At 62.7% G+C, this 26017-nt stretch carries 17 protein-coding genes; 6 read left to right on the top strand and 11 right to left on the bottom strand.

Annotation, left to right across the window (positions count from 1 at the left end; all coding sequences use genetic code 11):
- Positions 1–1872: 1872 nt before the first annotated feature.
- From cas6e to AC0J5J_RS02950, 7 genes are all read right to left on the bottom strand, one after another.
- Positions 1873–2466 (bottom strand): type I-E CRISPR-associated protein Cas6/Cse3/CasE, encoded by a 594-nt coding sequence (cas6e, locus tag AC0J5J_RS02920; protein WP_474899419.1) that lies wholly within the window; start codon positions 2464–2466, stop codon positions 1873–1875.
- Positions 2463–3155 carry a type I-E CRISPR-associated protein Cas5/CasD gene (gene cas5e, locus AC0J5J_RS02925; RefSeq protein WP_474899421.1) on the bottom strand — a complete coding sequence of 231 codons (693 nt, stop codon included), beginning with the start codon at positions 3153–3155 and terminating at the stop codon, positions 2463–2465. The genes cas6e and cas5e overlap by 4 nt, the downstream gene beginning before the upstream one ends.
- Positions 3152–4273: a type I-E CRISPR-associated protein Cas7/Cse4/CasC gene (gene cas7e, locus AC0J5J_RS02930; protein WP_474899423.1), complete on the bottom strand. Its 1122-nt coding sequence runs from the start codon at positions 4271–4273 to the stop codon at positions 3152–3154. Before cas7e ends, cas5e begins: the two co-directional genes overlap by 4 nt.
- A gap of 2 nt (positions 4274–4275) precedes the next feature.
- Entirely contained in the window at positions 4276–4788 is a 513-nt protein-coding gene (locus AC0J5J_RS02935; protein ID WP_474899425.1) for a hypothetical protein, read from the bottom strand.
- Between the two features lie 2 nt (positions 4789–4790).
- The gene (locus AC0J5J_RS02940; RefSeq protein ID WP_474899426.1) at positions 4791–6485 is read right to left on the bottom strand and encodes a type I-E CRISPR-associated protein Cse1/CasA; all 1695 of its coding nucleotides are present in this window, start codon (positions 6483–6485) and stop codon (positions 4791–4793) included.
- On the bottom strand, positions 6482–9250 hold the full coding sequence (gene cas3 / locus AC0J5J_RS02945) for a CRISPR-associated helicase Cas3' (RefSeq protein ID WP_474899428.1): 2769 nt from the start codon (positions 9248–9250) through the stop codon (positions 6482–6484). Before cas3 ends, AC0J5J_RS02940 begins: the two co-directional genes overlap by 4 nt.
- A 377-nt stretch (positions 9251–9627) precedes the next feature.
- Positions 9628–9954 (bottom strand): SOS response-associated peptidase family protein, encoded by a 327-nt coding sequence (locus tag AC0J5J_RS02950; RefSeq protein ID WP_474899430.1) that lies wholly within the window; start codon positions 9952–9954, stop codon positions 9628–9630.
- Between the two features lie 751 nt (positions 9955–10705).
- On the opposite strand from AC0J5J_RS02950, the gene AC0J5J_RS02955 reads away from it, so the two are divergent.
- The 4 genes from AC0J5J_RS02955 to AC0J5J_RS02970 all read left to right on the top strand — a co-directional run bounded on the left by AC0J5J_RS02955 (position 10706) and on the right by AC0J5J_RS02970 (position 14881).
- On the top strand, positions 10706–11152 hold the full coding sequence (locus AC0J5J_RS02955) for an ASCH domain-containing protein (RefSeq protein WP_474899432.1): 447 nt from the start codon (positions 10706–10708) through the stop codon (positions 11150–11152).
- A gap of 495 nt (positions 11153–11647) precedes the next feature.
- Positions 11648–12001 carry a hypothetical protein gene (locus tag AC0J5J_RS02960; protein WP_474899434.1) on the top strand — a complete coding sequence of 118 codons (354 nt, stop codon included), beginning with the start codon at positions 11648–11650 and terminating at the stop codon, positions 11999–12001.
- A 1754-nt stretch (positions 12002–13755) separates the two neighbouring features.
- The gene (locus AC0J5J_RS02965; RefSeq protein ID WP_474899436.1) at positions 13756–14115 is read left to right on the top strand and encodes a hypothetical protein; all 360 of its coding nucleotides are present in this window, start codon (positions 13756–13758) and stop codon (positions 14113–14115) included.
- A gap of 214 nt (positions 14116–14329) precedes the next feature.
- On the top strand, positions 14330–14881 hold the full coding sequence (locus AC0J5J_RS02970; RefSeq protein WP_474899438.1) for a hypothetical protein: 552 nt from the start codon (positions 14330–14332) through the stop codon (positions 14879–14881).
- A 373-nt stretch (positions 14882–15254) separates the two neighbouring features.
- Here AC0J5J_RS02970 and AC0J5J_RS02975 read toward each other — a convergent pair whose 3' ends face one another.
- Together AC0J5J_RS02975 and AC0J5J_RS02980 are read right to left on the bottom strand one after the other, a co-directional pair.
- Positions 15255–16979, bottom strand: coding sequence for an ATP-dependent nuclease (locus tag AC0J5J_RS02975; protein WP_474899440.1), 1725 nt, complete (start codon positions 16977–16979; stop codon positions 15255–15257).
- On the bottom strand, positions 16936–17253 hold the full coding sequence (locus AC0J5J_RS02980; protein ID WP_474899441.1) for a hypothetical protein: 318 nt from the start codon (positions 17251–17253) through the stop codon (positions 16936–16938). Before AC0J5J_RS02980 ends, AC0J5J_RS02975 begins: the two co-directional genes overlap by 44 nt.
- Positions 17254–17391: 138 nt before the next feature.
- On the opposite strand from AC0J5J_RS02980, the gene AC0J5J_RS02985 reads away from it, so the two are divergent.
- Entirely contained in the window at positions 17392–20283 is a 2892-nt protein-coding gene (locus tag AC0J5J_RS02985) for a hypothetical protein (protein ID WP_474899442.1), read from the top strand.
- Positions 20284–22125: 1842 nt separating this feature from the next.
- Here AC0J5J_RS02985 and AC0J5J_RS02990 read toward each other — a convergent pair.
- Both AC0J5J_RS02990 and AC0J5J_RS02995 read right to left on the bottom strand, forming a co-directional pair.
- A complete protein-coding gene (locus AC0J5J_RS02990) occupies positions 22126–23463 on the bottom strand; it encodes a class I SAM-dependent methyltransferase (RefSeq protein ID WP_474899444.1) in 1338 nt (445 codons plus the stop codon).
- Positions 23460–24836 carry an FAD-binding oxidoreductase gene (locus AC0J5J_RS02995; RefSeq protein WP_474899446.1) on the bottom strand — a complete coding sequence of 459 codons (1377 nt, stop codon included), beginning with the start codon at positions 24834–24836 and terminating at the stop codon, positions 23460–23462. Before AC0J5J_RS02995 ends, AC0J5J_RS02990 begins: the two co-directional genes overlap by 4 nt.
- A 239-nt stretch (positions 24837–25075) precedes the next feature.
- On the opposite strand from AC0J5J_RS02995, the gene AC0J5J_RS03000 reads away from it, so the two are divergent.
- Positions 25076–26008, top strand: a complete 933-nt coding sequence (locus AC0J5J_RS03000) for a cytochrome b/b6 domain-containing protein (RefSeq protein WP_474899447.1) — start codon at positions 25076–25078, stop codon at positions 26006–26008.
- Positions 26009–26017 lie beyond the last annotated feature (9 nt).

Raw genomic sequence — 26017 nt, forward strand, 5'->3', positions numbered from 1 at the left:
TTCCGCTTATTGGACACCACGCCGGGAACACCCCCACATGCGCGGGGAAGAGCCGTCGGGGTCCTCGTCGGAGTCGATCAGGTAGGGAACACCCCCGCGGATGCGGGGGAAGAGATGAGCAAACCGGAGATCGGAAAGCTGCTGCTGGGAACACCCCCGCCTACGCGGGGAAGAGAGCGTGTTCGCCCAGTCCTGAAAGTCCACGATCGGAACACCCCCGCGTGCGCGGGGAAGAAGGCGGCGCACAATCGTTCGACCCAACCAAGATGGGAACACCCCCGCCTGCGCGCGGAAGACTCGTATCGTTGAGGCGCTTGGTCACGCACGGACGTGGGGAAGAGATCTGGCATCCTCCGATCGCATCATTTTATGGGCGGGAACACCCCCGCCTGCGCGGGGAAGAACTGATACTCGCGGCGATCCCACAGTTCAACAAGGGAACACCCCCGTCTGCACGAGGAAGAGATGGGCCGCGGCGACCAGTGGCCCTGCTCATAAGGAACACCCCCGCGTTGGCGGGGAAGAGTCGATGATGCCGGTCATCTCATCCATAAGAACGGGAGCACCCTCGCTGATGCGGGGAAAAGACCAGGAGAATGCCGCAGAGGCGCCCGGTGGTGGGAACACCCCCGCCTGCGCGGGGAAGAGATGTCGCAGATGCCCCTGAAGACCTCACCCATGGGAACACCCCCGCTTGCGCGGGGAAGAGACCAGCCGGCCATCGTGGAGTGGAATGGACCAAGGAACACCCCTACCTGTGCGGGGAAGTGCCTCCGGTGGTCTGGAATTCCAGAGCGGGCATGGGAACACCCCCGCGGATGCGGGGAACAGGTGACCCAACTCGAGTCGGGTTGTGGCTGCGCGGGGAACACCCCGCCTACGCGGGGAAGAGATTGTCGCATGATCGGGCGCAACGGCCAGCCAGGGACCACCCCCGCCTACGCGGGGAGAAGATCGGTGCGGTGCTCGCAGCAATCAAGATCACGGGAACACCCCCGCGTGGGCGGGGAAGGGATCTCGGTGGCTGTTGCTTTGCCCTCTCCGATGGGAACACCCCCGCCTGCGCGGGGAAGGGTGTGAGCTGGTGGAGTTGATGTTCTCCACGATGGGAGCACCCCCGTATTCACGGGGAAGAGGAGATTATCGGGTGAAAATGCGGGTGCCAGCCAGGAACACCCCCGCGTTGACGGGGCAGAGTACACGCGCCGGTAACTGTAGATATTCTTCCCAGGAACACCCCCGCCTGCGCGGGGAAGAGACCACGAGCGCGTGCAAGTGAACGTGCCAGCCAGGAACACCCCCACATACGAGGGGAAGAGTGTGAGTAGGCACGCTCGATGCGGACTTCGCGGGGAACACCCCCGCATTCACGGGGAAGAGGGTCAGCATAGGTGCATGAGGCTTGGCCTCTGAGGAACACCCCCCGCCTGCGCGGGGAAGAGGGCGCAAGCGAAGCCAGCATCCGCCGCCACAAGGGAACACCCCCGCGTGCGCGGGGAAGAGCCTGTCTGTTCGCTGCGGTAGCAATCAGCCCAGGGAACACCCCCGCGTGTGCGGGGAAGAGGGCAATCACAGCTGTTCGATTCTGAGTTCCATGGGAACACCCCCGCGTGTGCGGGGAAGTGGGAACCGTACCCAAGCCACGGGCGAAACCCGCGGGAACACCCCCGTGTGCGGGGAAAAGCGTGTGAAACGCAGCTCAGGATCAGCGGTCAGAGGAACACCCCCGCCTGCGCGGGGAAGAGCTGGATTCATGGCGACACCACAGTCAAGCCTCGGGAACACCCCCGCCTGCGCGAGGAACAGGCCGCCGAATACGACGAGTTCCTGCTTTTCAAGGGAACACCCCCGCGCAGGCGGGAAACACAGCCTTTATGCCCGTGCCACTGTCAGCAACCCGCAGCCGAAGGCCTTGGACCGACCGACCCCCGTCTGCAACAGGAGCTGCAACGCGTCTGCATCGTGAACCAGGCCGTAGCCGTCGACGACGTCGAGCTGGAGCGCTGACTTGCCGCTCGTCACGACGCTGCGGTCGTGATTGAAGATCGTCACGTCCTCGACGGCGCCGGCCAGCTTGTTCGTCACCCACTCAGCGACATCCTCGACGGGCGAGATCCCGACGCCGCGCTTGATCTCAGGAGTTGCCGGCCGGGACCGACGGATCGCGTTAGCCGTCAGACGGAAGCGGATGGCTTCCCCCGCCTCGAGCACCTGCTGGGGCACCGCCTTGGTCTGCGCGCCTCGCGGCAGATTGGTCGGCGCAATGTCCGAACGGATCAGCAGCACCTTCCCGGTTGACGCTTCGTCAACGCGGAACAGGATGTTGCTCGTGGCCCGCTTTTCGTTGGCTTCTCCGGGGAGATTCGCCGACTGGAACAGCCCCATCACCAGGCGATGCAGCTCGCCGTGATCGGTCCAACTCTTCACGCGCACGGTAGGTGCGGCGATCAGGGTCATGTGGTTCATACGGTCCACCCTTCAAGCGTGGTCATGGTCGGCGGTTGCACTGTGTCCACTGCGTAGTTCTGATCGCCGAGGAGGTGGTGAAGCGACAGCTGTGAGTCTTTTTCCGCCCGCGTCGGCAGAACAGTCAGGATCGCTCGGGGATCGCCCTCACGCACGCCGAGATGGAACGGGAACGTGGGAGCGAAAGCCTTGCGGCCCAAGTACGTCATGAAGACGGGATTGCGCGCGGCGTGCGCCAGCTCGGCGACACGATCAGCATCGTCGTGGCTGATGGCCACGAGGAACTCAGCATCCGCGAGGTACTGCCGGTTGGTGACCATCCTGCCGCCACCCACTGCCCACCCGGCCCCACTACCCTTGGGCACGATGAAGTCAGCCTTGCCGCGTCCGCCGGTGACTTGGCGGTGCCTAGTGCGGACGTCCTGCACGCTTTTGGCAGCCAGACCCACGGTGTGGAAGTCCGAGCTGAGGCCGCCCTTGCGGTCGACCCTCGCCCAGATGTCGGTGGCCCAGAGCCAAGCCGGCCAGTCGCCGCGCGGTGCTCCGAGCGCGGCCGCGAGCATGCCGACGACACCAGACCTGGTGGGCAGCGGTTCGGAGTTCCGGTCGGAGAGCTCGGTCGATCCCCAGGACTGCTGGGGACCTGCAAATCGAAGCAGCAGACTGGTTCTATTCAGGCTCTGCGTCACCGCCGGAGCCATTCGACGATCTGCTCCGCGAGCTCGGGCAGGTTGACCGTGGTGTGATCGAAGCGGATCGCGAGACCCGTGTCGGCCGACGTGCCCGAGATGAACGTGTCACCGAACTCACTCGGATCGAAGGTGCGTGCCTGGTCGGCCTGCTCGATCAGGCGCTTGATGGATCCGGCGAGGTAACCGCCGTCAGCGTCGGCCTTGACCGGTTCGTGGAACTCGTACGCCGTGCGGTGCGCCTGCGTCTCCGCGAGGATCAATGCAGGCCGCGTGTTCGGCGCGGAGGAGTTGTCCTTGCCACTCGGGAGAGCGGTGACGATTGATCGCACCAGCAGCTCGAGGCGCGAGGCAGCATCCGGGCTGTCCCAGCCGGTCCAGGAGTCGCGCAGCTGCTTCTTGTCGATCGTCACGGAGCGGTAGTAGACACCCGACGTGTAGAAGGCCTGACCGAGGTGACCGGCGCCGCGGTCGTTCTCCCGCGGCAGGTCATCGACGGTGGTGAAGTAGTCGACCTCGATCATGATCGGGTGCGTGGTGGTTGCGGGGCCGACGGCGATGCCGGCTTCGGTCTGGAGGTCGTTCTGGGCGGCGAACATGCGGCCGAACGCGGCGATGCTCAGGCTCCCGGTCTGGCTCTGGACGAAGTCGGCGACCTTGAGCGTGCCGCCGGTGCTGGCCAGCGCGCCGGCGAGTGCGTCGATCTCGTCACCGGAGAGCCACGTCACGGTGTCCTTGGAGTCTTCCTTCGCGGGGCCAGCGGATTCGCTCGGCTCGACAGCGTCCTTGTCGCTGGACGTCAGGGACTTCACGATCTTGACGGCGATCTTCAGGGCGGCCTTCTCGTCGAAATCGACCTGGTTCGTGGCAGCGATGACGGCGGCCCGGCGCACGATCTCGTCGTGCAGGTCACGCGATCGCAGGGAGTTCGTGCCATCGGTGTGGGAGCCGAGCTCGTAGGCGACGCGGATGGCACGCTTGAGCGACTGGGCGCTGAGCCGGCCCCGGGTCTTTCCGCCCTCGCGGACCTGCTTGGGCAGTCCACGGTCGTCGCGGTTGAGGTTGTGCCAGGGCAGCGCGGTCAGCGAGTGGATCGTCAGGAAGTTGTTCTCAGTCATGGTCAGCTGGCTTTCTTTGTCGTGTGATCGGGGCGGGAGTAGAAGTCGTAGACGAGTCGGGAGCGGGTCTTCAGGTCGCGCTCGAGGTCACCGGTGTCCCAGAACGTGAGCAGTTCGACGAGCGCGTAGAAGTTGACGGCATTGGCACGGCCGACGAGGCCCTCGATGATCTGGGCGGCCTGTTCGATGTCGAGGTCGACGACGAGTGACAGGCGTTCACTGACGCCGTCTTTCGGGCCGGGAGTCACGCCCGGAATACTGGCGAAATTCCGACCCAGCGGGAGCGCGCTGTTCGGGGTGCGCTTGTACTTGGCGATCATCCCCAGGGCCCGCGTGGCACCGGTGATCATCTCCGGACGATGCAGGTCCGCCGTGGCGGGCACGGTGTACGGGAAGGCGTAGTGCTCCGTGACTTCGGAGATCCCGCGGGACACGTCAGAGGCCAACGAGTTTTGCGTATTCCGCACGGCGAGCAGACGGCCGGTGAAGGCTTGTAGTTCAGGAGGCAGGCTCACGGTTACTTCTCACTTTCGGTTTTCTGGAGGGTGTGGATGAGTCGGTCGCGGGCGGCGGCGATGTCGGGCAGCCGGCGTGCGCTGGCATAGGGCTCGATGGCTTCGTCGAAGGCCGTGATCGCCGCTTTGGTCCACGACTTCACATGCGCGCTCGTGAACGCCTCACCGCGAAGCGACACCGCGATGACCTCGGTCACGACCCCGTCGGCCAGGAAGCTGAACCGACTCAGTGCATCGTCATGGGTGGCGTTGACGGGTCCGTCGTCGCGGAGCACGGTGCGCACGGCGGTGTAGAGCGCGCCGCGCACTCGCTCGTAGGCGTAGTCGGCGAACTTCGTCAGCGCAGCCTGTACCTCGGGCGATCCACCTACGGTTCCTGGCGGCATCGACAGCCATGAGGCTCCGGTCAGTTCGCCGTAGGAACCCTTCTGGGCCATCTGGATCGAGAACAGCTCGACGGTGAACTCATCGCGCACGAGGAGGCTGGCCTGACCCGGGACGTCGGGGTTGAAGGCCCGCAGGTACCAGGTGCGCAGGTTGTGCAGGAGGCTCGTTCCCGCGTGGACGTCGTTGAGTGCCCGGATGTCCTCGTCCTTCTGGTGACCCTTCTTCTTCGGGTCCTGCTTCTTCAGGACGATCTGAGGGTCGTTCCGCCAGGCATCCACGAGCGAGGCTTTCAAGGCGTCGACCGCGAGCACTGGCACGTCTTCCAGCGGGGTGGGCAGCTCACCGTCAGCGAGCGTGCGGTTGGAGGCGATCGCAGCCTTGTTGTGGATCTTCGTGGCCTTGAGCGCAGCGTGGTCTTCCTCAGTCGGAGGGATTCCTCGGCGCAGCACGCTTCCGGTCTGCGCTCCGGTGAAGATGATCTCGCCGTCGATCTCTTTCGGCAGCAACAGTGTTGCGTTGCCGGTGATCGTGGCGGCCACGATGGCGTCACCCTGGCCGGAGCCCTGCAAGGTCTGCGCCCAGGCAGGAAGCTCAACACCCATGACCCATTGCTGGGGCGTGTTCATCAGGAGCGTCGCGGCCAGGTTCTCGCCGACCTTCCAGAGACGGACGCCGGCGGCCTTGACCTTGCCCGCGGCGGAACCCTGCATGGGCAGGGGAACCCCGTCGAGGATGACGGCGCTGTTGTTGTTGAGCGAGTAGAACCAGAAGCCCATCAGCACGGCAGGTGCGTCGATGAAGGCGACGTGGCCGGTGGCGAATCCGTCGCCGGGTCGCCCCCACCAGGCTTTGGTCGAGTCTCCGGGCGAGGTCGAACGGATGCTGGCTGCCGTCTTCACGGCGGACGTTGCTGCCGCGTAGCGGCCCTCCTGCATGAACGGCGTCTCCTCGTGGATCAGCCACAGGCGATCGTCGATGGCGTCGAGGGCCTGCTTGATTGCGACCGGGTCGAAACCATCGGTTGCCACGGCTTCGGCGCTTCGCTTCGTGATGCCCTGTGCTCGAGCGATCAGCGCGGTGACCGTCGTGAGGAACCGCAGCACGCCCGCTTTCTCGATGGGGGCGCGTACGTCGATGCGCTCGATGAGGTGAGCCTGGGTGAACAGCTCGTCGAGTCCGACCAGCCGGCGGCCCGATGCGTCGATGACTGGCAGCCAGGCCAGTTCGCGGATGTTTCCCTGTTGTGTAATCGTCTTGCTCCGATCGCTGAATGGTTCGTGAGTCGTTTCTGGGGAAGTCGTCGTGGTCATCGGAAGCGCACGCCGAGAAGGTCGTCGTAGACGGCGCCGTTGACGAGTCGCACGGGCACCAGCTTTCGCTGCATGGGTCCGCGCTTGCGCATGCCCTGCTCGTCGTCGAGATCGAATCCGGGGATTCGTTCGATGCCCTTTTTCGCTGAGATGCTGCTCGAGGCCACCGGGAAGGTCAGGCCCAGAACAGCCCGCACGACGTGGGGATTGCGCGAGTGCAGGGCTGTCTCGACCGCTGCCCGCCAGACCCACTTCGACGAGCCCTCGGGCGCGACGATGAAACAGTCAACGGTGGGGCGCTCGATGTGCCGCGTGCTGTGCTCGGCCAGCTCGTCCGGCTCGGTGACGGCGGACAGTTCGCGATGCGTCGTCTCGCGGCTGAGGATCGTGTCGTCAGCGTGGTCATGATGGAACGGGACCACGGCGCGCTCAGCGGCCCGCAGCTTGGTCACGGCGTCGATGAGCTCGAGTTCGTCGCTGGCGTCCGTGAGGTCGGCGTTCCGGGGATCGAACGCGGCCGCGTCGACGAGCTGCTGCACGTCGGCCGGGATGGCGATGACCCGAGAGTCGCGCGCGTCGCGGCGCAGGGCCTCCGTCGTGCGGCGAAGTTCGCCGGGCAGATAAGGAAGCGCTGAGCGTGGGTCGAGCACTCCGGCGCTCTTGACGGGGATGATCACGTCGAGGGTCGGCACGACCGTCGGGCGCGGGAAGCGGTGGGGGGCCCACACGCCGTCCACGACAGCGGTGGAGCGCCAGAGGCGGCCGGCGCGCTGGATGAGAGCGGGGGCCGGGGCGAGGTCGGTCAGCATGTGGTCGAAATCGAGGTCCAGAGACGATTCGATGATCTGGGTGCCCACGACGATCACGCCGCGCTCTCCGCTCGTCTTGCCGGCTACCTCGTGCAGCTCACGGGTCACCGCGGCGCGGTGTCCGGCGGCCATGCGCGAGTGCAGCACGATGACGCGCTCACCGGCTTCCGTGAGTCGCCGGGCGATGTCGATGGCGCGCTGCACCTGGTTGACCACGATGGCGATACGCGAATCAGCAGACTGCCGTCGATACGCCAGGGCCCGTTCCAGGTGGACGTCGATCAGCGTGGCCGCCGGCGCTTCGTGCAGGTGGACCCGCAGCGAGTAGCTGCGCTGTGACGTGACGGGCGCGCTGGTGGCGCCGGACGCGGTGACGCTGATGTGGCCGGGGTACTGGGGCGTGACGTCAACGTCAGGGCCGCCGTAGGACTGCGCGTACCGGAGGGCAACCGAGGTCGGCAGCGAGGCCGAGAGCAGGGTGACGCGGGTGTCGGTTTCGCCCCACCATGCCAGAAGCTCTTCCAGCAGCACTGCCTGGTAGTGGTCGAAGCTGTGGACCTCGTCGATGACGATGTGCCGGTTCGCGAGAGCGAGCAGCCGCACCGGAGTGTTCTTCTGGCGCAGTGCCCCCAGCAGGACCTGGTCACAGGTGCCGACGCTGACGGGGGCAAACAGAGCGTTGCGCGCATCGGCCAGCCATGGTGTCGAGTGGAGTCCGTCTCCGGGCTGAGCCGCGTTCGTGTAGAAGCTGTTCAGGCTGCGGTGAGCGTGCAGCAGCGCGGCAGCGTTGGTCGACGAGGAGTAGTAGCCGGTGATGCGCTCGAACATGGCGTCGGTGGTGGCCCGGGTCGGCAGGGCGAAGAGCAAGCCTTCGCCGGTCACGGCGGTGTGACGCAGCATGGCGGCTTCGGTCTTCCCGGAGCCGGTGGTCTCGGTCGCGATCCAGAGGCCGCGGCCGATTGTGGGCGCGATAGCTTGCAGGGGTGACGGAGAGTCGGCGAAATCACCCATGATCGCGTGGATCGGGTCTGCGAGATCCTCGTAGATGCCCAGCGTCTGCGGGACGGAGTGCTCGAAGTAGTCAGCGCGCCGGGCGTTCGTCCAGGCGGCGGGGTCAGATGCGGGATCAAGCGTGAGGCTGTGTCCGTGCGCGACGGAATCCGTGCTTGAGGCGAGCCAGTCGGCGAGCATGACCATGCCGGTCAGGAGGAGGATCGCGGTCGTGGTCTTGTCGCCGGAGAGCGGCGCGTCAAGCTGTTCGCGGTCGACGCTGCATGCCTTCAGCACGGCGGCCTCATGGGCGCGCTGCTGGCTTCCCCACTCGGCTTCGGTGAGGGTGTTGAGATAGGCGGTGGTGGTCGGGCAGTTTGCGGCTCGGGTTTCAGTGTCGAATCGCGGGTGGAATCGGCCGTGATGACCGCCCACCACGACGGATGCCCAGGCGCCGACGACGGGGTCAGACCCTCGAGGCCAGATTCCGGTGCGAACGAACAGGCTCACGGCTTCATGGCGTCGCAGGACCGTCTTGTAGACGGGCGGGACGCTCTGTCCGGGAACGTCGCTGGCCGGAGTCGTGACATCGAATCCCGCGCTGGCGAGTTCGGCGACGATCCCGTGGACGGGCGCGTTCAGGTAATGGGAATAGAGCTGCCCCTGGAAGATCTTGTTGGCCTTGCCCACATCGTGCAGGCCGGCGACGGCCGCGAAGATGGCGCGGGCGGATGCCTCATCGCCCGGCGCTACGGCGGCGGTGATCAGATCGCGGAGGCCTGGGCGCAGCCACGTGTCCCAGAGCACGAAGGCGGCCGCCGACGTGTCCAACAGGTGGCAGAGAAGCGGATACCGGCCCCCGCCGCCATCGAGTTTTCCCCACAGCCCCGGGTCCGCGCTCTCCCCGACAGCAACGCGATCCGCACGCCGGGTGGGAACGGTCTCGAGGACAGCTTCACCAGTCATGAGCGACCAGGCAATGAAAACGTCGTGGGCACACAACGTAACGGCACTGGGGTTCGACGAGGGGTCTGACGATCAGCCCTGGCCGAGCACGACGCGTTCACGCCATCCCGCAAGAAGTAAGAAAACGTGTCATCGTCAGCACTCCCCCACCCGAGATCCCCCCGGATTACTTGAATCCGAGCCTACCGAGGAGCACCGACGTTCAGAGCCAAGACCCAGATCAGCAGGTGTTCTCGGCGTGGTTAAGTCCCCGGTGTCTGTCCTCGGGAACGTCCATCCGGAGTCCCGCGTCCCAGCGGCGAACTCCTTTGCACGCGGCCCGTTGAATCGCGATGCTCGCAGCTGGTAGCCGGGTGCCTTGTGCGAAAGCTCGCCATCTACAAAGCAAGTGTGATCTTTTCGATCAGCCGTTCGTCCTCGCTGTCGAGAGTGCGGACATTGTTGACTGTCCGGGACACCGGGTGCGCCGTTACGGTCTCGGCGATCGCAACGGAGCTGCGATCAAGCATCGAGAGGGCCTGCTCTTTGTCGCTGATCGTCTCCGGGCGCAACCATTGGTCCCACACGTCCGGGGTCAAGAACACGGGCATGCGGTCGTGGATCTCTCCGGACGCGTCCCGTGATGCGCGCGTGATGATCGTGAACGAGATCTTCCACTCGTCGTCCTCTTTGCGGGCCGCGTAGACGCCGGCCGCGGCCAGCACATCGCCAGAGCCGTGGAGCCCGAACGCCCGAGCGTCTTAGCCGGGGAGCAGCTGCCAGCCGCGGTACAGGGCGAGGTTTCCAGCGCTGTCGCCGCGTCGGCACAGCGACTGGAGAGGCCGAACTCGGTCCAGACGTCGATCTCAGTCCAGACGTCGACCAAAAATATACATGTTCGACCAGGCGTCTCCGGGGGATCCGCTTTCCGTAAAATGCCGGGGTCTCGCAACCCTAGGGATATCAGACGTCTCATGTGAACTCAGATTGCCGACGAGAATATTGGGCGCGCGACTCTCATAACTAGGCCTCGTAACCGCCGGAGGAATCCGCGTACATGTTGTCAGTTATGAGACGCGTCATCTTCGGCAAGTGCCTGTCGGGCCCGGTGGGTCTTGCCTACTTTCGATGGCGCACCGTGGAGTTCTGCGAGGTGCGACTCCGCTCGCCCCGAGATCGTGGAAGATTCATCGGTGCCGTTCGACGGCGTTCGAGGTGAAACAGGCCGGACGGACCGGCATCGTTTTCAACACCGCATGTCTGGTTTCTGACCGGCGGGGAGTCCACGACTTTGTCGTGCGGACGCGGGAGCCCTAAACAGGCCCCGACACCAAAAAAGTCCCGGAAGTCGCTGTCGGCAATGTGGATTTCCGTTGATGTCGCCGACCCCCTCGGCAGGGTTCGTTTCCGCCGCATATACACGAGCGTCTGAGTCAATTGGCTCTTGCCTCACCCCCCAGAAGTAAGGAAACAATCATGTCAGATTTCGAAAACCGCGCCGAACAGCCAGCTATCGGCGTTGCCGGCGAACGGGTGGCACTGATGCCCATCCATCCCGGCTACGCGAACGGGATTCTCGATGGAACCAAGGGCGCCGAATTCCGGAAGCGCCGACTGGCACCGGACATCAAGCGGATTGTGATCTACGCGACAGCCCCGATCAGCCGCATCATCGGGGAATTTACGATCGGTGAAACCGTTCTGGGTAGCCCTGATGAGATCTGGCGAGCCTATGGGAGCACCGGGCAGATCTCGGAGTCGTCGTTCCACAAGTACTTCGAAGCTAAGGAAACGGCAGTGGCCTTCGTGGTGACGCGGGCACAGCGTTACGCAGAGTCCATTGCGCTGGCGGATCTACACCCGAGGCCGGGTATCCCCCAGAGCACCATCTACTTGGAAGCCGATCTGTTCGCCGGGCGGTGAGTCGGTAGGCCGTCGCGCTGAGCTCTCTCGGTCCCAAGTCGGGTCCACGGTCCACGGACACGTGAGCGCTCCGCTGGGGCCGTCCGAGAGCCGCCAACTCGCGTCCCCCACGAGCGGTGCCTTGGCGGGGCTGGCGCAATAGCCGGCTCTCTCAAGGCACCGCTTGGGGATCATCGTGCGCCCTGTGGTCTCGTCTGCGACGATCGGGGACCACAAGGTCAGTCGATGGACTCGATTGGCATCGTCGTTGGCCATGATGGCGTCAGCCGTGATTCTGTTGCCGCAGACTAGGGCAGCGAAAGCGTGAGAGGATCCGCAATCGAAGCGCTTCTCGAAGTTGTCTGCCTGCACGACAACTAACGGATGCCAGGCTCTTCTACCCTCCCTCTGACCGGACCATTTTTTCCAGGGCCACGACAGGAGGAACTGCGCGATTGATAGAACCAATCTGCTGGAGAGCCGATGGGCAGTCTGGCCCAACAGGCGTCCCGGACCATGAGTGACGACTCCCCCTGGCCGCCGAAGGCCTACCGCACCCGTGCGGAAGCGGACGCGTGGCTGCCCAAGGCCAGAGCATTAGTTGATGAAATAAAGCAACGAGTCCCCGGCGATCGCATCTCGATCGTCGATCAGACACTCTTCGTGGGCACTCTTGTGCCCGAACTTGTCGGATGCGTCGCTGTCGCGCTGGTCGGCATCCCGTTTCAGTTGACCGCTCTAACGTTCAATGTCGAGGGCGATCTCGAAGCGACCGTGGCACTTCACGTTCGTCGGCTCCTGCAATGGCGTGCGCGTGTCGACGCGGAGTCCGCCGAGCCCCGGGCTCCTGGGGACCACCTTGGAGGCTGACGGCGCTACGCACCGGGGGCGAGGTGGAAGATTGCATGTTCGTGGATGACCTGCGCAGCGCTCGTGCCGATGCGTACCTGGCCGGAGTGCTTGGCGGAGCTCACCGGAACTTCTCTTACCGGGCTTTCGGATTTTGAGGAATGCCGGGAGATCTCCGCGGGTCACACGGCCGACCGGATCCTCCGCGCCCTCGGCAAGGGCTACCCACTCGTGGCCCGGCCCCGATCGTGGCAGGTAAGGCTCGACGATGATGTCCTCGCGATCTTGGCCGATGGGCGCCCGACCGAGATCCGATGCTGACCAAGGCGTGTCGCGACCAAGCCGCGATCGTTGACGCGAGATGCGATCGGGACTTTGTCTTCGCACTCGCGCCGGCGTCAGGCCACCGTCGATCCATCGACCGTTGTTCGCGTTCGCGGGCCGCTGCCCCACGCCCAGAAATCGAGCGCGCTAAGCCTCTGTTCGCGACCCACGAGTAATGATCCGTCCCAGTAGTGCCTGCGCTGTTTGGCGGCCCAACCAGCGAGACGACCCTCGACTTTGTCCGCGCTTCGACCTCGTGGCGCACGGCGGTGAGAGTCTGTGAATGCCCGGTAGCTGCGGAATTGCGCATCCCAGCTTTCATCGCGAGGTCGGAGGCTGAATCCCTGAACGCAGAGCAGGCGCTCGGCCTGATACGCGCAGCGACTTCCAGAAAGGATAGCCGTGCGCTCGTCCGTCACCCAGCCCGCCAGACGCCATTCCTCATCGAAGATTCTCTCTCGCGCACGGCTGTTCTGCCGCGGCATGCGATGCACCCGGGCCACGACTGCATCCAGAGCGTGGGCGTTCAGCACCCAGCGCGCTACGCGCTCGTGAGTCCCAGTAAAGGCGAGGGGGTCTGCGAACACGTTTAGGTCCGTGCGGTAGAAGAGAAGCGATTGCGCCTGGTCACCGGTGAGCGACCGTGGGCCGCGTTTACTCAACGCGGCATAGAACTGATGCAGTTCCTGAACTGCGGTTGACGGGCACATGATGCCTTTCCGACTCGCACGGCGTGCGATATCGGAACTCCTATGCGCGGCATTCACGACGCCGGGCCAGGTTGTCGTCCTGCACGACAACGACCGAGATACAGGCCCGATAGGTTTGCGCCACTACTGGTCGTCCCCGCCGACACTTGGGAAGCAAAGGGGACACTCCTGGCCCGAGAAATCACCGCTACGGAAAGGGCAACAATGAGGACCTTGATCGGCGTGGACCGGGGACGTTGGGCGGTCAGAACTGTGTCGACCACCATCTACGAAGTGGACTTAGACAACTCGACACTCACTCGTCAGCCAGCGGTCAGTTCCGCGGACCCGAATCCGATGCGCCGGGACGGGGACGCACTTCGGCTCCTGCGAATCGTGTCTCTGACCGTCGGGAGCCCCGCAATCTTCCTCGTCGACTTGGCCCTCGCCCGCGTGGCGTTCACGACTCGGATCACCACCAACGTTGTCAGCATCACCTATATCGGGCCTGGGGTGGGCAATGAATCGCTCGTCACCGAATTTGGCGACCTTGTCCGCGACTGGGAAGGACCGCGGGGACTTCCAGCGCGCGAGGCGATAGGCCACGTGCAGGGTGATCACGTCCTAGATCGCCCGCGTCCTCGAACACTCGCCGAGTCTGTCGCTGAGCTGGCGGATCGAAACCAGCAATGTTCGTGGCGCCGAACTTCAGAAGGCCGACGAGGTCTGGCAGGGATACCAGGGCCGAGAAAGGAATGTGGCATGGCTGAAGGCACGGCAGGAGACTGCCCGGCGGCGGGACCGGATTTCCTGTGGGGAATCGAAGGCGGATGCTGGCTCATCACGACGGAGGATTCGACCTACCGGATCGACCTGGACGTTATGACCATCGACAGGTTTCGTTTTTCCAATCCCACGTCCGGCCCCGTGCAAAATGGGCCCACTCGACCGCTCCGTGAGATCGTCCAGTGCCGGGTCGGGAAGCTCGGCTACTGGCTCCTGAATCCCGAAAGCTCCGATATTGAGACCGTTGAGTACTTTTGGCAACGTTCCAGTACAGTACTCCGCATCGACCCCGTGCCCGCCCGATCGGTAGATCGCTCCAATCAGGCTCAGGATTGACCTCATTGGAGACCTGGTCCCTCTTAGCGAACTTGCTTGGATCGACCGTCGGCACGGCCTGCCATGCTCTCGCTCCCGAGGACCGGGCAAACCCGACCCTCATTGGCCCATAGACCTTCCAAACCCCCGATGCACCCGTCACCGGCCCCGCGCTCCGATTGTCAATAGGCCACGGTTGGTGATCGACCGTCGTTCGCCCTACTGTGCGGTCGGCTTGAGCGAGAACAACGTTTATTGGCCGTTCACTGGGCTACGCCTACTGCTGCGCGTAGGTGGAGGCGGAGCAACAACGGGAAACCCGGCGTGGGCGACAACCCGCATTTCTACGACCGTCACACGGATCGACGCGATGGCGGTGCAACCGATCGCCGTTGTCAGCGGCCAAGGCGCACACGGGGCCATGAGCCGCCGGCTCGGGACTGCAGCGCATCAAATCATGCAAGGAAAGGACCCGGCGATGAAGAACGTTTTGACTGGAGATGAAGGCGGATGTTGGATCGTGACCACGGTCGGCTCAACGTACCGGTTCAACCTTGACGCGATGACCGTGACGCGGATTCCCGGCCGCGGTGCGAGCCCGACTGTCAACGACCGCACCCGTCCGATCCTCGAGATCGTCGACTGCACCGTGGGCGCACGAGGCTATTGGCTGATGCATCCCTCTGCCGATGAGGTGGACTTCCTTGAGCACTACTGGCAGCTGTCCAGCACGATACGGGCCATCGATGCCGTTCCGAACGGCTTCCCGCCCGCCGTGGATGAGTAAGACAAGCCAACGCGTCGTCGACCGCAACGGGAGCGCGCCGTGGGTTTTCTATTCAACAACGCAACTGGGTGCTAGCTCGTGACAACGCAGGCAGCCAGGCGTTACCGACTCGACCTCGATCGCCGGCTCCTCCGCTGCGTGCACGGTCCCTCGGCCTGGGGGCGGCTACCGATGCGCAGGATGAGCGAAGACATCGACCTTGTTATCCGGGCCGAGGGGAAAGATCACAGAAGCCAATCCCTTCGTCCGGAGCCGGTACACGATGCTGGAATGCTTGGTTAGGGGCGGAGAAAAGGGCGGGACTTCAACCGAACCGGCAATACGCCCGGCCCGGCACAGTTCGCCGCAGTGTCTCTAACCCGGGATTGCGCCACTACTCGAGATGAGATTCCACGGTGAGCAGAAAATTCGCCATTTCAGGATCGATTTCGTCAAGTCGTATGTTCTCCGCCAGTTTGCGAGCGCTAAATGTGCGCCCGCCTTCTCTGAGCACACGCGAATTGACGTCCCCCAGAACATCTTTCGCCGGCACGCAGGCAAGTTGTCCATCGAGCGTCGCCCAAGACGCGTCGAACAACTCATTGGATGTTTGGATGGCTTCTTCCACACGCACGCCACTTTCACGGACTTCGATCGCTACTTTATTGACCTGTGCGCGGACGTGCCCCTGAAGTCGCATCGTGGACTCCATAAGTATTCCTTGCATCACTTCCTCCGGAACACCGGAAACGCGTGCAAGCGCTGTGGGGACGAGAAGATAGCTTTCCAATTCCTTTCGACGCCAAACGTGCGCGGACACTGCACTGGCGGCCATACGTTCTTCGAGGGAGATGACATCGGCAAGGCTACGAAAGTCGCGATCTAGGAGGACCGCGACGTGGACATCGTCGCCCAGGAACTGACGTTTGAGCCAGCCGAACGATTCCACACTGGGCCAGTGGGAGTAGCCGCCAATCGGCGTCACGGCGATCCTGCGCTCACTCGCGAAATTTACAGCAGAGAGCCGCTGAGCGAGAGTGCGAAGAATCTTCATATCTTGGCCCTCCACGAAAAGAGCAACTCGAGCCTTCAGCGCTCGAGCGATGGAGAGGTTGAAGGAGCTCCCGAGCCCTCCGGACAACTCAGCCATTTGTGTGTCCGTACCGATACGACGAGCTCGCTTCAGGCGACGCTCAATCCAAGTGAGGTTCGATTGCTCGGACTCTGAGGCTACCTCGGAGGCATGCGAAGACATTACAATCTGCAGACCGCTGGCTTCGAGGACGCGCACCAGCCTCCGTTGCAAGTCCGGGTGGAGAAAGACATCCGGTTCATCAAGGACGATGCAACGCGACGATCTGTTCCGCCACACGTGGTACAGAATCTGCAGCCAAATCTGTAGCCCGTCACCAGCCCAAAAAATCTCCTTCCGAACGTGGCTATCAGCGTCACGGAAGTAGAGATCAATCATGGGATTTTCGCGCCAGACCTGTTCGATCACGAGCTCAGCGATTTCCGGCGTGTTCTCGAGGATGAAATCGATCAGGGACTGATACTCAGCAGCGTCTGTAACTTCTATCAGGCGAAGTGAATTTCGAAAATGGCGACTCGATAGTTTGGACTCGACATGCTTGGCTAGGTGGTCCTTAGTCAGTGCCTTTTCCTCACTATCCAGAGGAGTCAACGTCGGAACAAGGCCAACCTTTTCCAACACCAACTTTGCTCGCGCTGCCGTCGTTACATCTCCATCGGGTGAACTGACCCAGAAGAAGGCCAGGCCATCGGTCGGCCAGACCAGCCTGATTTTCGCTCCAGAACTATATTCAAGTTCAAGTCGGCTTTCTTTGTCTTCGAACTCGTGGCGAATGTTGTCTGCGACAAAACCATCCTCCGGGATCGTTGAGATCGACCAGCCACGGATGGACCGCCCATCGTCATGAAAGACATCTTTCGCGCCGACGCGCATCGCCAGCTTCGCCGCGGAGTTGCATATTTTGATTGCGCTTATGATCGTGCTCTTGCCGGCATTGTTCGGACCGAGCAGGAGAGCGCCGTCCCCGAAATTGACTTCGAACTTACGAAAACCTTTGAATTGGGTGAGAGTCATTTTCTTGAGCACCTGACATTCTTACCGCACTTGGATGGCGGATGCTCCACGCTTGTAAAAAGTGCACGCAATACCGGATCAGCAGGTCAAACATAGATTCGGCCAGGACCAACATCGCGGCGAAGGTGGAGATGGTCTCGTTAAATCCGAGCGGCACCACCAAGACCAGCGCAAACAGTGTGAGCAGAATCAACGACATCGGCCTGCAACAGAAGTGCAGTTCCGGAGCAGCACCCTCTCCGGCTATCCGTTCATCAAACTTGCCATTGAGTTGATTGATGCCCATCGCAATCTGGTCTTGGTGGGCACAAGGCAATGGGACAATCAACTACCGTTCGATTGTTCGTGATGGTCATGAGTGCTTGGGGAAGCGCGCTCAGTGAAAGACTCCGGAATTGCGGAGCATTTGGGGAGGAAATGTTAGATGACTAATGCCAATATTCCGTCAGAACCGAGTTTCGTCGGCGCGGGGCGCGAACTCCTAGTCCAGGGTCTGGTGATGGCGTTCGACGAAGTGTCCGAGAGGTCGGAGCCGATCTGGGTCGCCTTGGAGGCACCCTCCGGGTGGGGAAAGACCCGAATAGTTCGTGAGTTCTATGCCCGGTTGGCGGAGAATCGGCAATCGGAGCCAAAGTACTGGCCTGCAACCACTCTCCACACCGTTGATGACAAGGTCGACCTCAGCGCGGTCCATACGCGGCGCAAGCGCGTGAATCCCGATTTCAACCACGTCTCTGGGAGCCTGCCTGACTACTTGTGGTGGGGAATTTCGTGCTTTGAGCGGGCCCAGTACATGCAGGATGCCCTAGTCCAGGATTTTGGAATCTTGAGGAATCACGAACCATATCTCACGATCCAGTGGGGCCGGTCGAACCCACGCGAACGGGATCTCGTTCCATTCTTGGAGAAACTCGGGAAAGGTTTCTGGGGCAAGGGTCGTGAGATTTCCAAGGAGGTATTGGCTGACTTGGGCCACAAAACGCTCGTTGACTTGGCTCAGTCAAACGCCGTGGCCGAGATAGTCCGCTCAATTTCTGAAGGTGTTGTCCAGAACACAATTCCTGTCTTCGGATGGCTCCTGAACGCCGGCCTGTCAGCTGCCTTTGAAACTGGGGCAAGGAACCGGCACGAGTCCAAGGCCACAGCGGGCACAGCGGCGATCACACATGAGCACAAGGACAACCTCTTGGATGCGTTCAAGATTCTGACAACAATCTCCCGACCGAAATTGCCTGTTGTCCTATTCATCGAGGACGTTCATAGCGCCGACGCGCAGTTGCTTGAACTGCTTGCGATGCTTGTCCGGAGCGAGGCTCCGATCATGATAATTACTACCGGGTGGCCCGGTGCGATGGGCAAGAAGGACGAACTCGTTGCAGCAATGGGGCTTGCTGGTGAACGCCTCGTGAAAATCCGACATGACGACAAGTCTGCGCCCGAGATCTTTCCGGCAGGTGCTTCGCTGGCCCAGCTGAATCTCGATGATTTGACGCAACTATTGGATTTCTATTACCCCGACATCGAACCTCGCACACGCGACCTTTTACTGAAAAAATACTCGGTTCCGCTCGAGCTCGAACTGGTCCTATTGGCCTACGGACGAAACGCTCGGAAGGGCGTTCCCTTCAAGTTAAGCGAAAAGGACATTGCGCGGCTTCCTCTTACGATCGTGGAAATCTACACGACGCTGTGGAAGACGTTCACCCCGCTGACGCAAGATGCGCTGTCTTTCTCGACTATGGGTATCCCTGCTGTCTTGCTAAACGACATGACAAAGGGGCGAATGTGGGACAGCTCCTTAGTGGCCAAGGCTTTGGCCGATGACGGTTTGTTGGCCTCTACTGATTACCAAAGCGCCGTGGCCGAAGGCGTTGATCGGTTTTCATGGATTCGGGAATCCGGGGATCTGCGACAGTTCAACGAGGCAACTCAGCTTTACGTCGCTTCGCAGAGCCATGACCTTGGCGAGGAGAGGGAGACAGACATTCAGCGCCTCCTCATCAGCCATGCGCAGCGGAGGCTTGAGGTGGCCGAGAACGATGATGCTCCTGGAAGATTGCAGGCGGCCGGGTTGCTTCTTGCCTTTGCCCAAATCCCTGCCTTGAAATCGGACATTTCGGACGAGGTATTTGTCGCCTCGACACTCATCATCATGGAACATTTGCGGGACTCGCCGCGAGAGGCCACTGAGGTGGTCACTCTCGGCGTGGCTGCACAACCGCGTTTGCATCTGGAATTGGAGTCGGATCGCAGAGTACTTCGCTTCTTTGCGTTCGGCTGTAGGGCATCCGGCGATCCCCTGAGGGCACTCGCTCTGTTTGAGTCGCTCCTTCTCGTCGAGCGGGAACGTGGCCTGGACGACTTCAACACTCGTTCCTGGATCGCTGCCATGGTTTCTGATGCGGGCCGTCCGGGTGACGCGGTTGCTATGTATCGTGACCTAGTAAGGGACCAAGCTGACGCGCTCGGGGCCTCCGACCGGGAGGTTTTGATCACTCGGAATTGCGAGGCCCTTGCCGTATTGGACGCTGGGCATCCGGGGGAAGCTATCGATCTGCTTGAATCGCTGCTGGCGGAGCCGATGTTCAGTAAGGCGCGGAAAGATTCCTACTCGGTTGTGATCCGGAAAAACTTGGCGCGCGCCTTTATGGAAGCCGGTCGATTCACAGATGCAACGCGTGAGTATGGTGAGCTGATAGACGAAGAAGGCCGAAGGTTGGCTGCTGACGACCCGGAAATACTGCTTGCGAAAGCCGGACTTGCAGCGGCAACAGAAGGGGTCGACCTTGCGCAAGCACTTGCGCTCTATCAGACGCACCTTCCGGTTGAAGAACGCGTCTTGGGTGCAGACGCCCCAAACGTTCTCGTCACTCGAGAAAACATTGCCCGATTGACAATGGAGCTCGGCGGTTCGGTCGAGGCTGTTCGTATGTTTGGCGAATTGATTTCTGATCAGACGCGAGTGTTGCACCCAGCTCATCCAACAGCTCTCCGCACCAGGCACAACATGGGCGCTGCGCTACTCGGAGCGGGGCGGGTGCCCGCCGCACGTGCGCTCTATGAATCGCTCGTGGATGATGCCGCTGCCGTATTTGGCCAGACTGGCTCGTCCTACCTGTCGATCAAGGCGCGCTATGCGCAGGCTGTCTGCATGAGCGGTGACCATACGCTGGCAGCCGAGACCTACCTGCAGATCTTTGAAACGGCCAGAATTACATTCGAGGCAGGGAGCAGCCAGATCGATGGTGCCGCGGTCAATCTGAAGCGCGAATACTCCCACCTCCGAAGGCTGAAGGTGCCTCTTCGATCTGCATGAGCCAGGATGACACGGAAAGCCACGGTCAAAAGCCCGATTGGCTCAATAACCGGCGATTACGCGGTCGCCTGCTCCGGCCAACGAGCGCAACAGAGAATGATTACCTCATAAGTCGGCGAGTGGCCGTCCAAGTGCGCTGAAGGGCGAACGCCAGTGACAAAGTACTTTGCGCGTACCGAGATCAAGGTTGAGGCAGACGGGGAGACCGAGCCGACCGTAGTCCTCGACGGTATCAGAGCCGACTGGCACGGTTTTGAGTCGGGTGTGTTCGCACTCACTGCGAATATGGAAAATGCCGATGGGCCAGCGCACAACTACTGGCGCGCACTATTTGCATCCGGCCCATCCGGCCCGAACCCCCTCGACGCCGCACCAATCGTCCGAATCGAGTTGATTGATCCCTCGAAAGACACGATGTCTCGATCCATCCTGGGGCCTAAGCTTCCCTGGCTCGAATTTGAGACTGGAAACCCAGGCGGTGTCCCTGCTCTACTCTTTGAAGCCGGTTCGAAGGGCCTTTTCAACTCAGACGGAGAAAAGGTCCAAATAAGCCGACTCCGTCAAAGCAGCGCCGGACCTGCGTTGAAGCGCATTTTCGACATGGGAAGCTGGCCGAACTCCAACGAGGCCCAAATCCGGCGGGCCCTCAGAAACGTTCCGGCACTCTCCCAGGTGCTCGCGATCGATGTGGGCCAAGGAGGAGCAAATGCTCTAATCGATACAACCGGCACTCCAAGAATCTACTTCGACGTCGGCGCAGGAATGGGAAAGCACTCATCGTCGACGCCACCTAACCTCTCATTTTGTACCTGCAGAGACCAGCCAATCGTCCTGTCACACTGGGACACGGACCATTGGGCAGGAGCGAGAGCGGACCCGCGTCTCCTGTCACACGTCTGGATCGTGCCGCGCCAGCGAATCGGACCGACCCACACCAAACTCGCCACGGACATCCTCCACGCTGGCGGGGACATCCTCATCTACGCTTCGGATGCGACAGTAGAACTCCCGCTCAAATGGGAAAACCCACGTTGGGGAAAGCGAGACTGTTATCCGGATCAGATGCTGAGCATAGTGCCGTGCACTGGAAGGACCCGCAACGACGGCGGACTGGCATTGCGCATTCGAGATATCGAGCGTCAGCGTGATTGGCTCCTCACGGGTGATGCATCCTACGATTCGATACCCGTTTCACGTCATCCGGTCGACTATGCAGCTGTAACGGCGTCGCACCATGGAGCCAAGCAACCTCGAATTGGAAGTGTCATTCCAATTCGCGCGACACCCACAGAGCAATACGCGAGGCTCCTGTACTCCTTCGCAACTCCCAACTCCTTCGGTCACCCACATCCGAAGGCACTCCACGATAGTTCCGGTCAAGGATGGCGCCACGGTCCCATTGCTCTACCGTATTCACCTACCGGATTCGATGTTCTTGCCACCGGCTTTGGAGACAAAAACCATGCCCGAGCTTCAGTTGCGGCGGGTTGGCGCCGGCGACCCTTATTGCCAAAACACCTTCTCGATTGTGTGAATGGTCTGGAAATCGTCCGCTAGCAGCAGTTCGCGCTAACGGGACGGGAGCCAGGTGATTTGTGGTCCTCGTGGAATTATTGGAGTTAATCGCTGGAATGCTCTCGCGCTACGGTCCTCGACTCCCCCACAGTCACTAGTCAACATGGATACTCCGAACCACCCACAGAGAGAGGTTCGGCGAAATCCGGACCTCGCTGGGAAATAGGTTGCGACAACTGATATCGGTTGTGCGGCCTATTTTTTTTGCCCGGAATCTCTGCGATCGGGGTACGACGGCCGGCGCGTAGGCCCGGTCGCGCCGGGGTTTCAGGATGCCCACCACGGCCGCAACGGCAGATCACTGACGCGGCCATCGGCATCGGGCCTGACCGCCAACACCTGGTGCAACTGGATGCCGCCGGTCTCGAAAGCGAGCCGCGACCCGGCCATGTACAGTCCCCACACCTTCGCGGTCTGCAGTCCTACCTCGGCGACAGCCTCGTCCCAGTGCTCGACCAGGTTGGCGCACCAGTCGCGCAGCGTCATCGCGTAGTGCTGGCGAAGGTTCTCCTCGTGCAGCACCTCCAGTCCGACATCCTGGGCGGCACTGATGATCTGGCCCGAGCCGGTGAGCTCCCCGTCGGGGAACACATAACGGTCGATGAATCCGCGGGTGGACGCCTCGGATCGGTTGTCCGGCCGGGTGATGCAGTGGTTGAGCAACAGGCCGCCGGGACGCAGCCGTGACTGCAGGAAGCCGAAGTACGACGGATAGTTGCGCACTCCGATGTGCTCGAGCAACCCGATCGACGACACAGCGTCGAATCCGGTCTCAGTGATGTCACGGTAATCGCCGAAACGCACCTGGGCCAGATCGGTCAGGCCTTCGTCGGCGATCGCCCGCTGTGCCCACGCGGCCTGCTGCTCTGACAGTGTCACACCGGTGGCGTCGACGCCGCGGCGGGCGGCGTAGCGAACCATGCCGCCCCAGCCGCACCCGACGTCGAGCAACCGGTCACCTTCCCTGAGCCGCAGCTTCTCGAACACCAGCCGGTACTTGTTCTCCTGCGCCTCGTCCAATGAGGCGTCGAGGCGCGGGTAGCACGCGCAGGTGTAGGTCATCGACGGCCCGAGCACCCACCCGTAGAAGCCGTTCGAGACGTCGTAATGATGGTGGATCGCCTCGGCATCCCTCGTCTTGCTGTGCCGGAGCCCTCCGACGGCGCGACGCCAGCGCGGCGCCCCTTCCTGAGCCGGCGGTGCGATCGGGCGCAGGTGCCGGGCGCCGATGGAGCGGATGATGTTGGCGGTCACGCGCGGCGGCGGCAGCTTGAACACCAGTTCGCCGGCGAGCGCCCGGAGGAGTTCGTAGGGGTCGCCGGGATGAACCCCGTGAACATCGAGGTCGCCGGCGATGTAGGCGCGGGCCAGGCCCAGATCGCCGCGGCCGGTCGCCAGATAGGTAGTGCCCCGGGGGGTCTTCAGTTCCAGGCCGAGCGGTGCGTCCGGCGGACCGGCCGAGCTGCCGTCGTACGCGGTGAAGCTCAGTGGGAGACGCCCCCCGGCGAGGATCTCCATGATTTCGGCGAGGGTCAGTTTCCCCTGTGTCACCGGTTTGGGTGCCGCTGGCGCGGCGTCCGGCACTCGATCCTTGAACGTGGTCATCGTCGCTGTACCGCCTTCGCATAGAGATCGAGGAGCCGTGAATCGGGATCGTACCGTTCCTTCACACGCCGGTAGTCTTCTCCGCCATACAGTTCGCCGAATTCCTCCCGCGAGTAATACGAGTCGGAGTACAGCGACTTGTGCCCGTGGAGCTCGCTGACGGTGCGTTCGATCAGCCGGTTCGTCTCCCCCTCGGTCCGTCCCACGGGAACCGTCGACCAAAACCCGACATTGATGTACGTCTGGTCTGGATGGAGCGGATAGAGCGGCCAGCCGTCGCCGCGCAACCGGAGCGGGCACAGCCAGATCGGCTCGATCGGCACGGTGGCCAGGAACCAATCCAGAAACTCCGCACACCGATCGATCGGCACCTCGACGTCCTGGACGACGCGTTCGCGCGGCGGACGATGGCGGAGCCGTTCGATGCGATCGCCGATGTGGAATCGTCGTTCGTACCGCATCAACGTCCCGTAGACGCTGCTGCGGCGAAGCGTTCGCGGCCAGAGCCGGCGGATCCGTGGTCGCTGTGCGCCGAACGCCGCCGAGCACCAGAACCAGTCGGTGTCCCACCGCCAGAGGTAGTCGTGGATCGTCAGCCGGTCGCGTGTGGTGCCCTCGTCGTGCTGGATGGAGCGGTAGTAGATCTCCTGGCCGGTGTAGTCGCTTGCCGGACCGGCTGCCGCGGACCGGGTGCCCGCACTCAGGTAGCTCTCGTCTGCGCTGAACACCACCCCGTCGAGGTAGTCCACGCGATCACCGTCCAGGGCTCCGGTCCGGGCGATGCGGTCCAGTGCCGCGATCAGATCGGCGATCGAGTGGAACCGCAGATGCCGGAGGTCGACGAACGTTTCGACCGGCTCCAGTTCGATCCGCAGGCGTACCGCGTATCCGAGCGTGCCATAGGAATTGGGGAAGGCACGGTAGAGGTCTTCGTTCTCACTGGGCGAGACCGTGATCACCTCTCCGGCCCCGGTGAGGATGTCCATCTCCAGCACCGACTCGTGCGGCAGGCCGTTGCGGAAGGACGTCGACTCGATGCCCAGGCCGGTGACCGCACCGCCCAGAGTGATCGTCTTCAGTTGCGGCACCACCAGTGGCGCCAAACCGTGGGGCAGTGTCGCCGCGACCAGGTCCTCATACGTGCACATTCCGCCCACGTCGGCTGTGCGCTCGTCCGGGTCGACCGCGATGACGCCTCTCAACCCCGCCGTCTCGAGGCCCCTGGCGTTCGGCTTCGCGCGAGACCGGAACAGGTTGGAGGTGGGCTTGGCGAGCCGAACCGAAGCCGCCCGCGGCACCGCCCGGTAGCTCGCGAGGAGACGCTCCACGCCGGCGGCGTGGGCGGACCGTGGGTCGATCACCGGAGGGGACACGCCATCAAGCTAGTCCTCGGTCACTTCTCCCGCACCGGCCGACGGTGATTCGTCGGCCTGCAGGCAGGCTGGCGACGCTCGCCCAGGTTGCGTCTTTTGACGCCCGTGATCACAGGCGGCAGGGAAATAGTCGATGATGGCAGAGCCGCTATCGAACGGGTCGACACTCTGACGACTGACTCCTGACCAGAAAGACACACCCCCATGCCGCAATACGCGTTCGCCCTCCGGGGCGACCGGTGACAGCCGCGAAGCCCGGCCGGATCAGCCCAGGCCGAACCGTCGGCATCAGACTGGCCTGGGTCGTCCCGCTCGCGATCTTCGCCCTGGCCGCCACGGTGCTGGCCGCTCAGGGCATTCGTGCGCTGCCGGCTGTGCAGTCGTTCCTGGTCCAGTTTCCGGGCACGTCGGCCCTGCCGGAATGGGCACCCGTCGGTATGCCCGCCTGGCTCGCGTGGCAGCACGGCTTGAACGCCTTCTTCATCCTCTTCATCGTGCGGTCCGGCTGGCAGATCCGCACGGCCGGACGGCCGACCATGTTCTGGACACGGCACAACACAGGCCTCATCCGCACCAGGAACGCCCCCACCCGGATGGGCATCAACGTGTGGTTGCACGTCGCACTCGATGCGCTCTGGGTGCTCAACGGTCTCCTGTTCTATGGTCTCCTCTTCGCCACCGGCCAGTGGGTGCGCATCGTCCCGGTCAGCTGGGACATCGTCCCGAACGCCCTCTCGGCGATCCTCCAGTACGCCTCCCTGGAATGGCCGACCGGGGACGGCTGGGTGAATTACAACGCCGTCCAGACGCTGAGCTACTTCACCATCGTGTTCGTGGCTGCACCGCTCGCCCTGGCCACCGGCATCCGGTTGTCACCGTTGTGGACCACTCGCCGGTTCAGTCGACTGGTTCCGCTCCGCGCGACCCGAGCCGTGCACGTGGGCGTGATGGTCGTCTTCCTGGTCTTCATCGTGGTTCACGTCACCCTGGTCTTCGCGACCGGCGCCCTCCGGAACCTCAACCACATGTACGCCGCCTCGAGCGATGGAGGCTGGACCGGTTTTTGGATCTTCGCCGGCTCCCTGGCCGTGATGCTGGTGGCCTGGTTCGCCACGGGCCCCCGCCTGCTCAAGGCGGTCGCGTCACTCGGGGGCACCGTCACCACTCGCTGACCGGTTGAC

The organism is Cryobacterium sp. TS_SC_7 (genome assembly GCF_056156285.1).

Excerpts from the sequence above, each read along its gene's own strand:
- AC0J5J_RS02960 (WP_474899434.1), top strand. The coding sequence starts at position 11,648 with ATGAGTGACGACTCCCCCTGGCCGCCGAAGGCCTACCGCACCCGTGCG.
- AC0J5J_RS02965 (WP_474899436.1), top strand. The coding sequence starts at position 13,756 with ATGGCTGAAGGCACGGCAGGAGACTGCCCGGCGGCGGGACCGGATTTC.
- cas7e (WP_474899423.1), bottom strand. The coding sequence starts at position 4,273 with ATGACTGAGAACAACTTCCTGACGATCCACTCGCTGACCGCGCTGCCC.
- AC0J5J_RS02985 (WP_474899442.1), top strand. The coding sequence starts at position 17,392 with ATGACTAATGCCAATATTCCGTCAGAACCGAGTTTCGTCGGCGCGGGG.
- cas3 (WP_474899428.1), bottom strand. The coding sequence starts at position 9,250 with ATGACTGGTGAAGCTGTCCTCGAGACCGTTCCCACCCGGCGTGCGGAT.
- AC0J5J_RS02980 (WP_474899441.1), bottom strand. The coding sequence starts at position 17,253 with ATGGGCATCAATCAACTCAATGGCAAGTTTGATGAACGGATAGCCGGA.
- AC0J5J_RS02990 (WP_474899444.1), bottom strand. The coding sequence starts at position 23,463 with ATGACCACGTTCAAGGATCGAGTGCCGGACGCCGCGCCAGCGGCACCC.
- AC0J5J_RS02955 (WP_474899432.1), top strand. The coding sequence starts at position 10,706 with ATGTCAGATTTCGAAAACCGCGCCGAACAGCCAGCTATCGGCGTTGCC.
- cas6e (WP_474899419.1), bottom strand. The coding sequence starts at position 2,466 with ATGAACCACATGACCCTGATCGCCGCACCTACCGTGCGCGTGAAGAGT.
- AC0J5J_RS02940 (WP_474899426.1), bottom strand. The coding sequence starts at position 6,485 with ATGACCACGACGACTTCCCCAGAAACGACTCACGAACCATTCAGCGAT.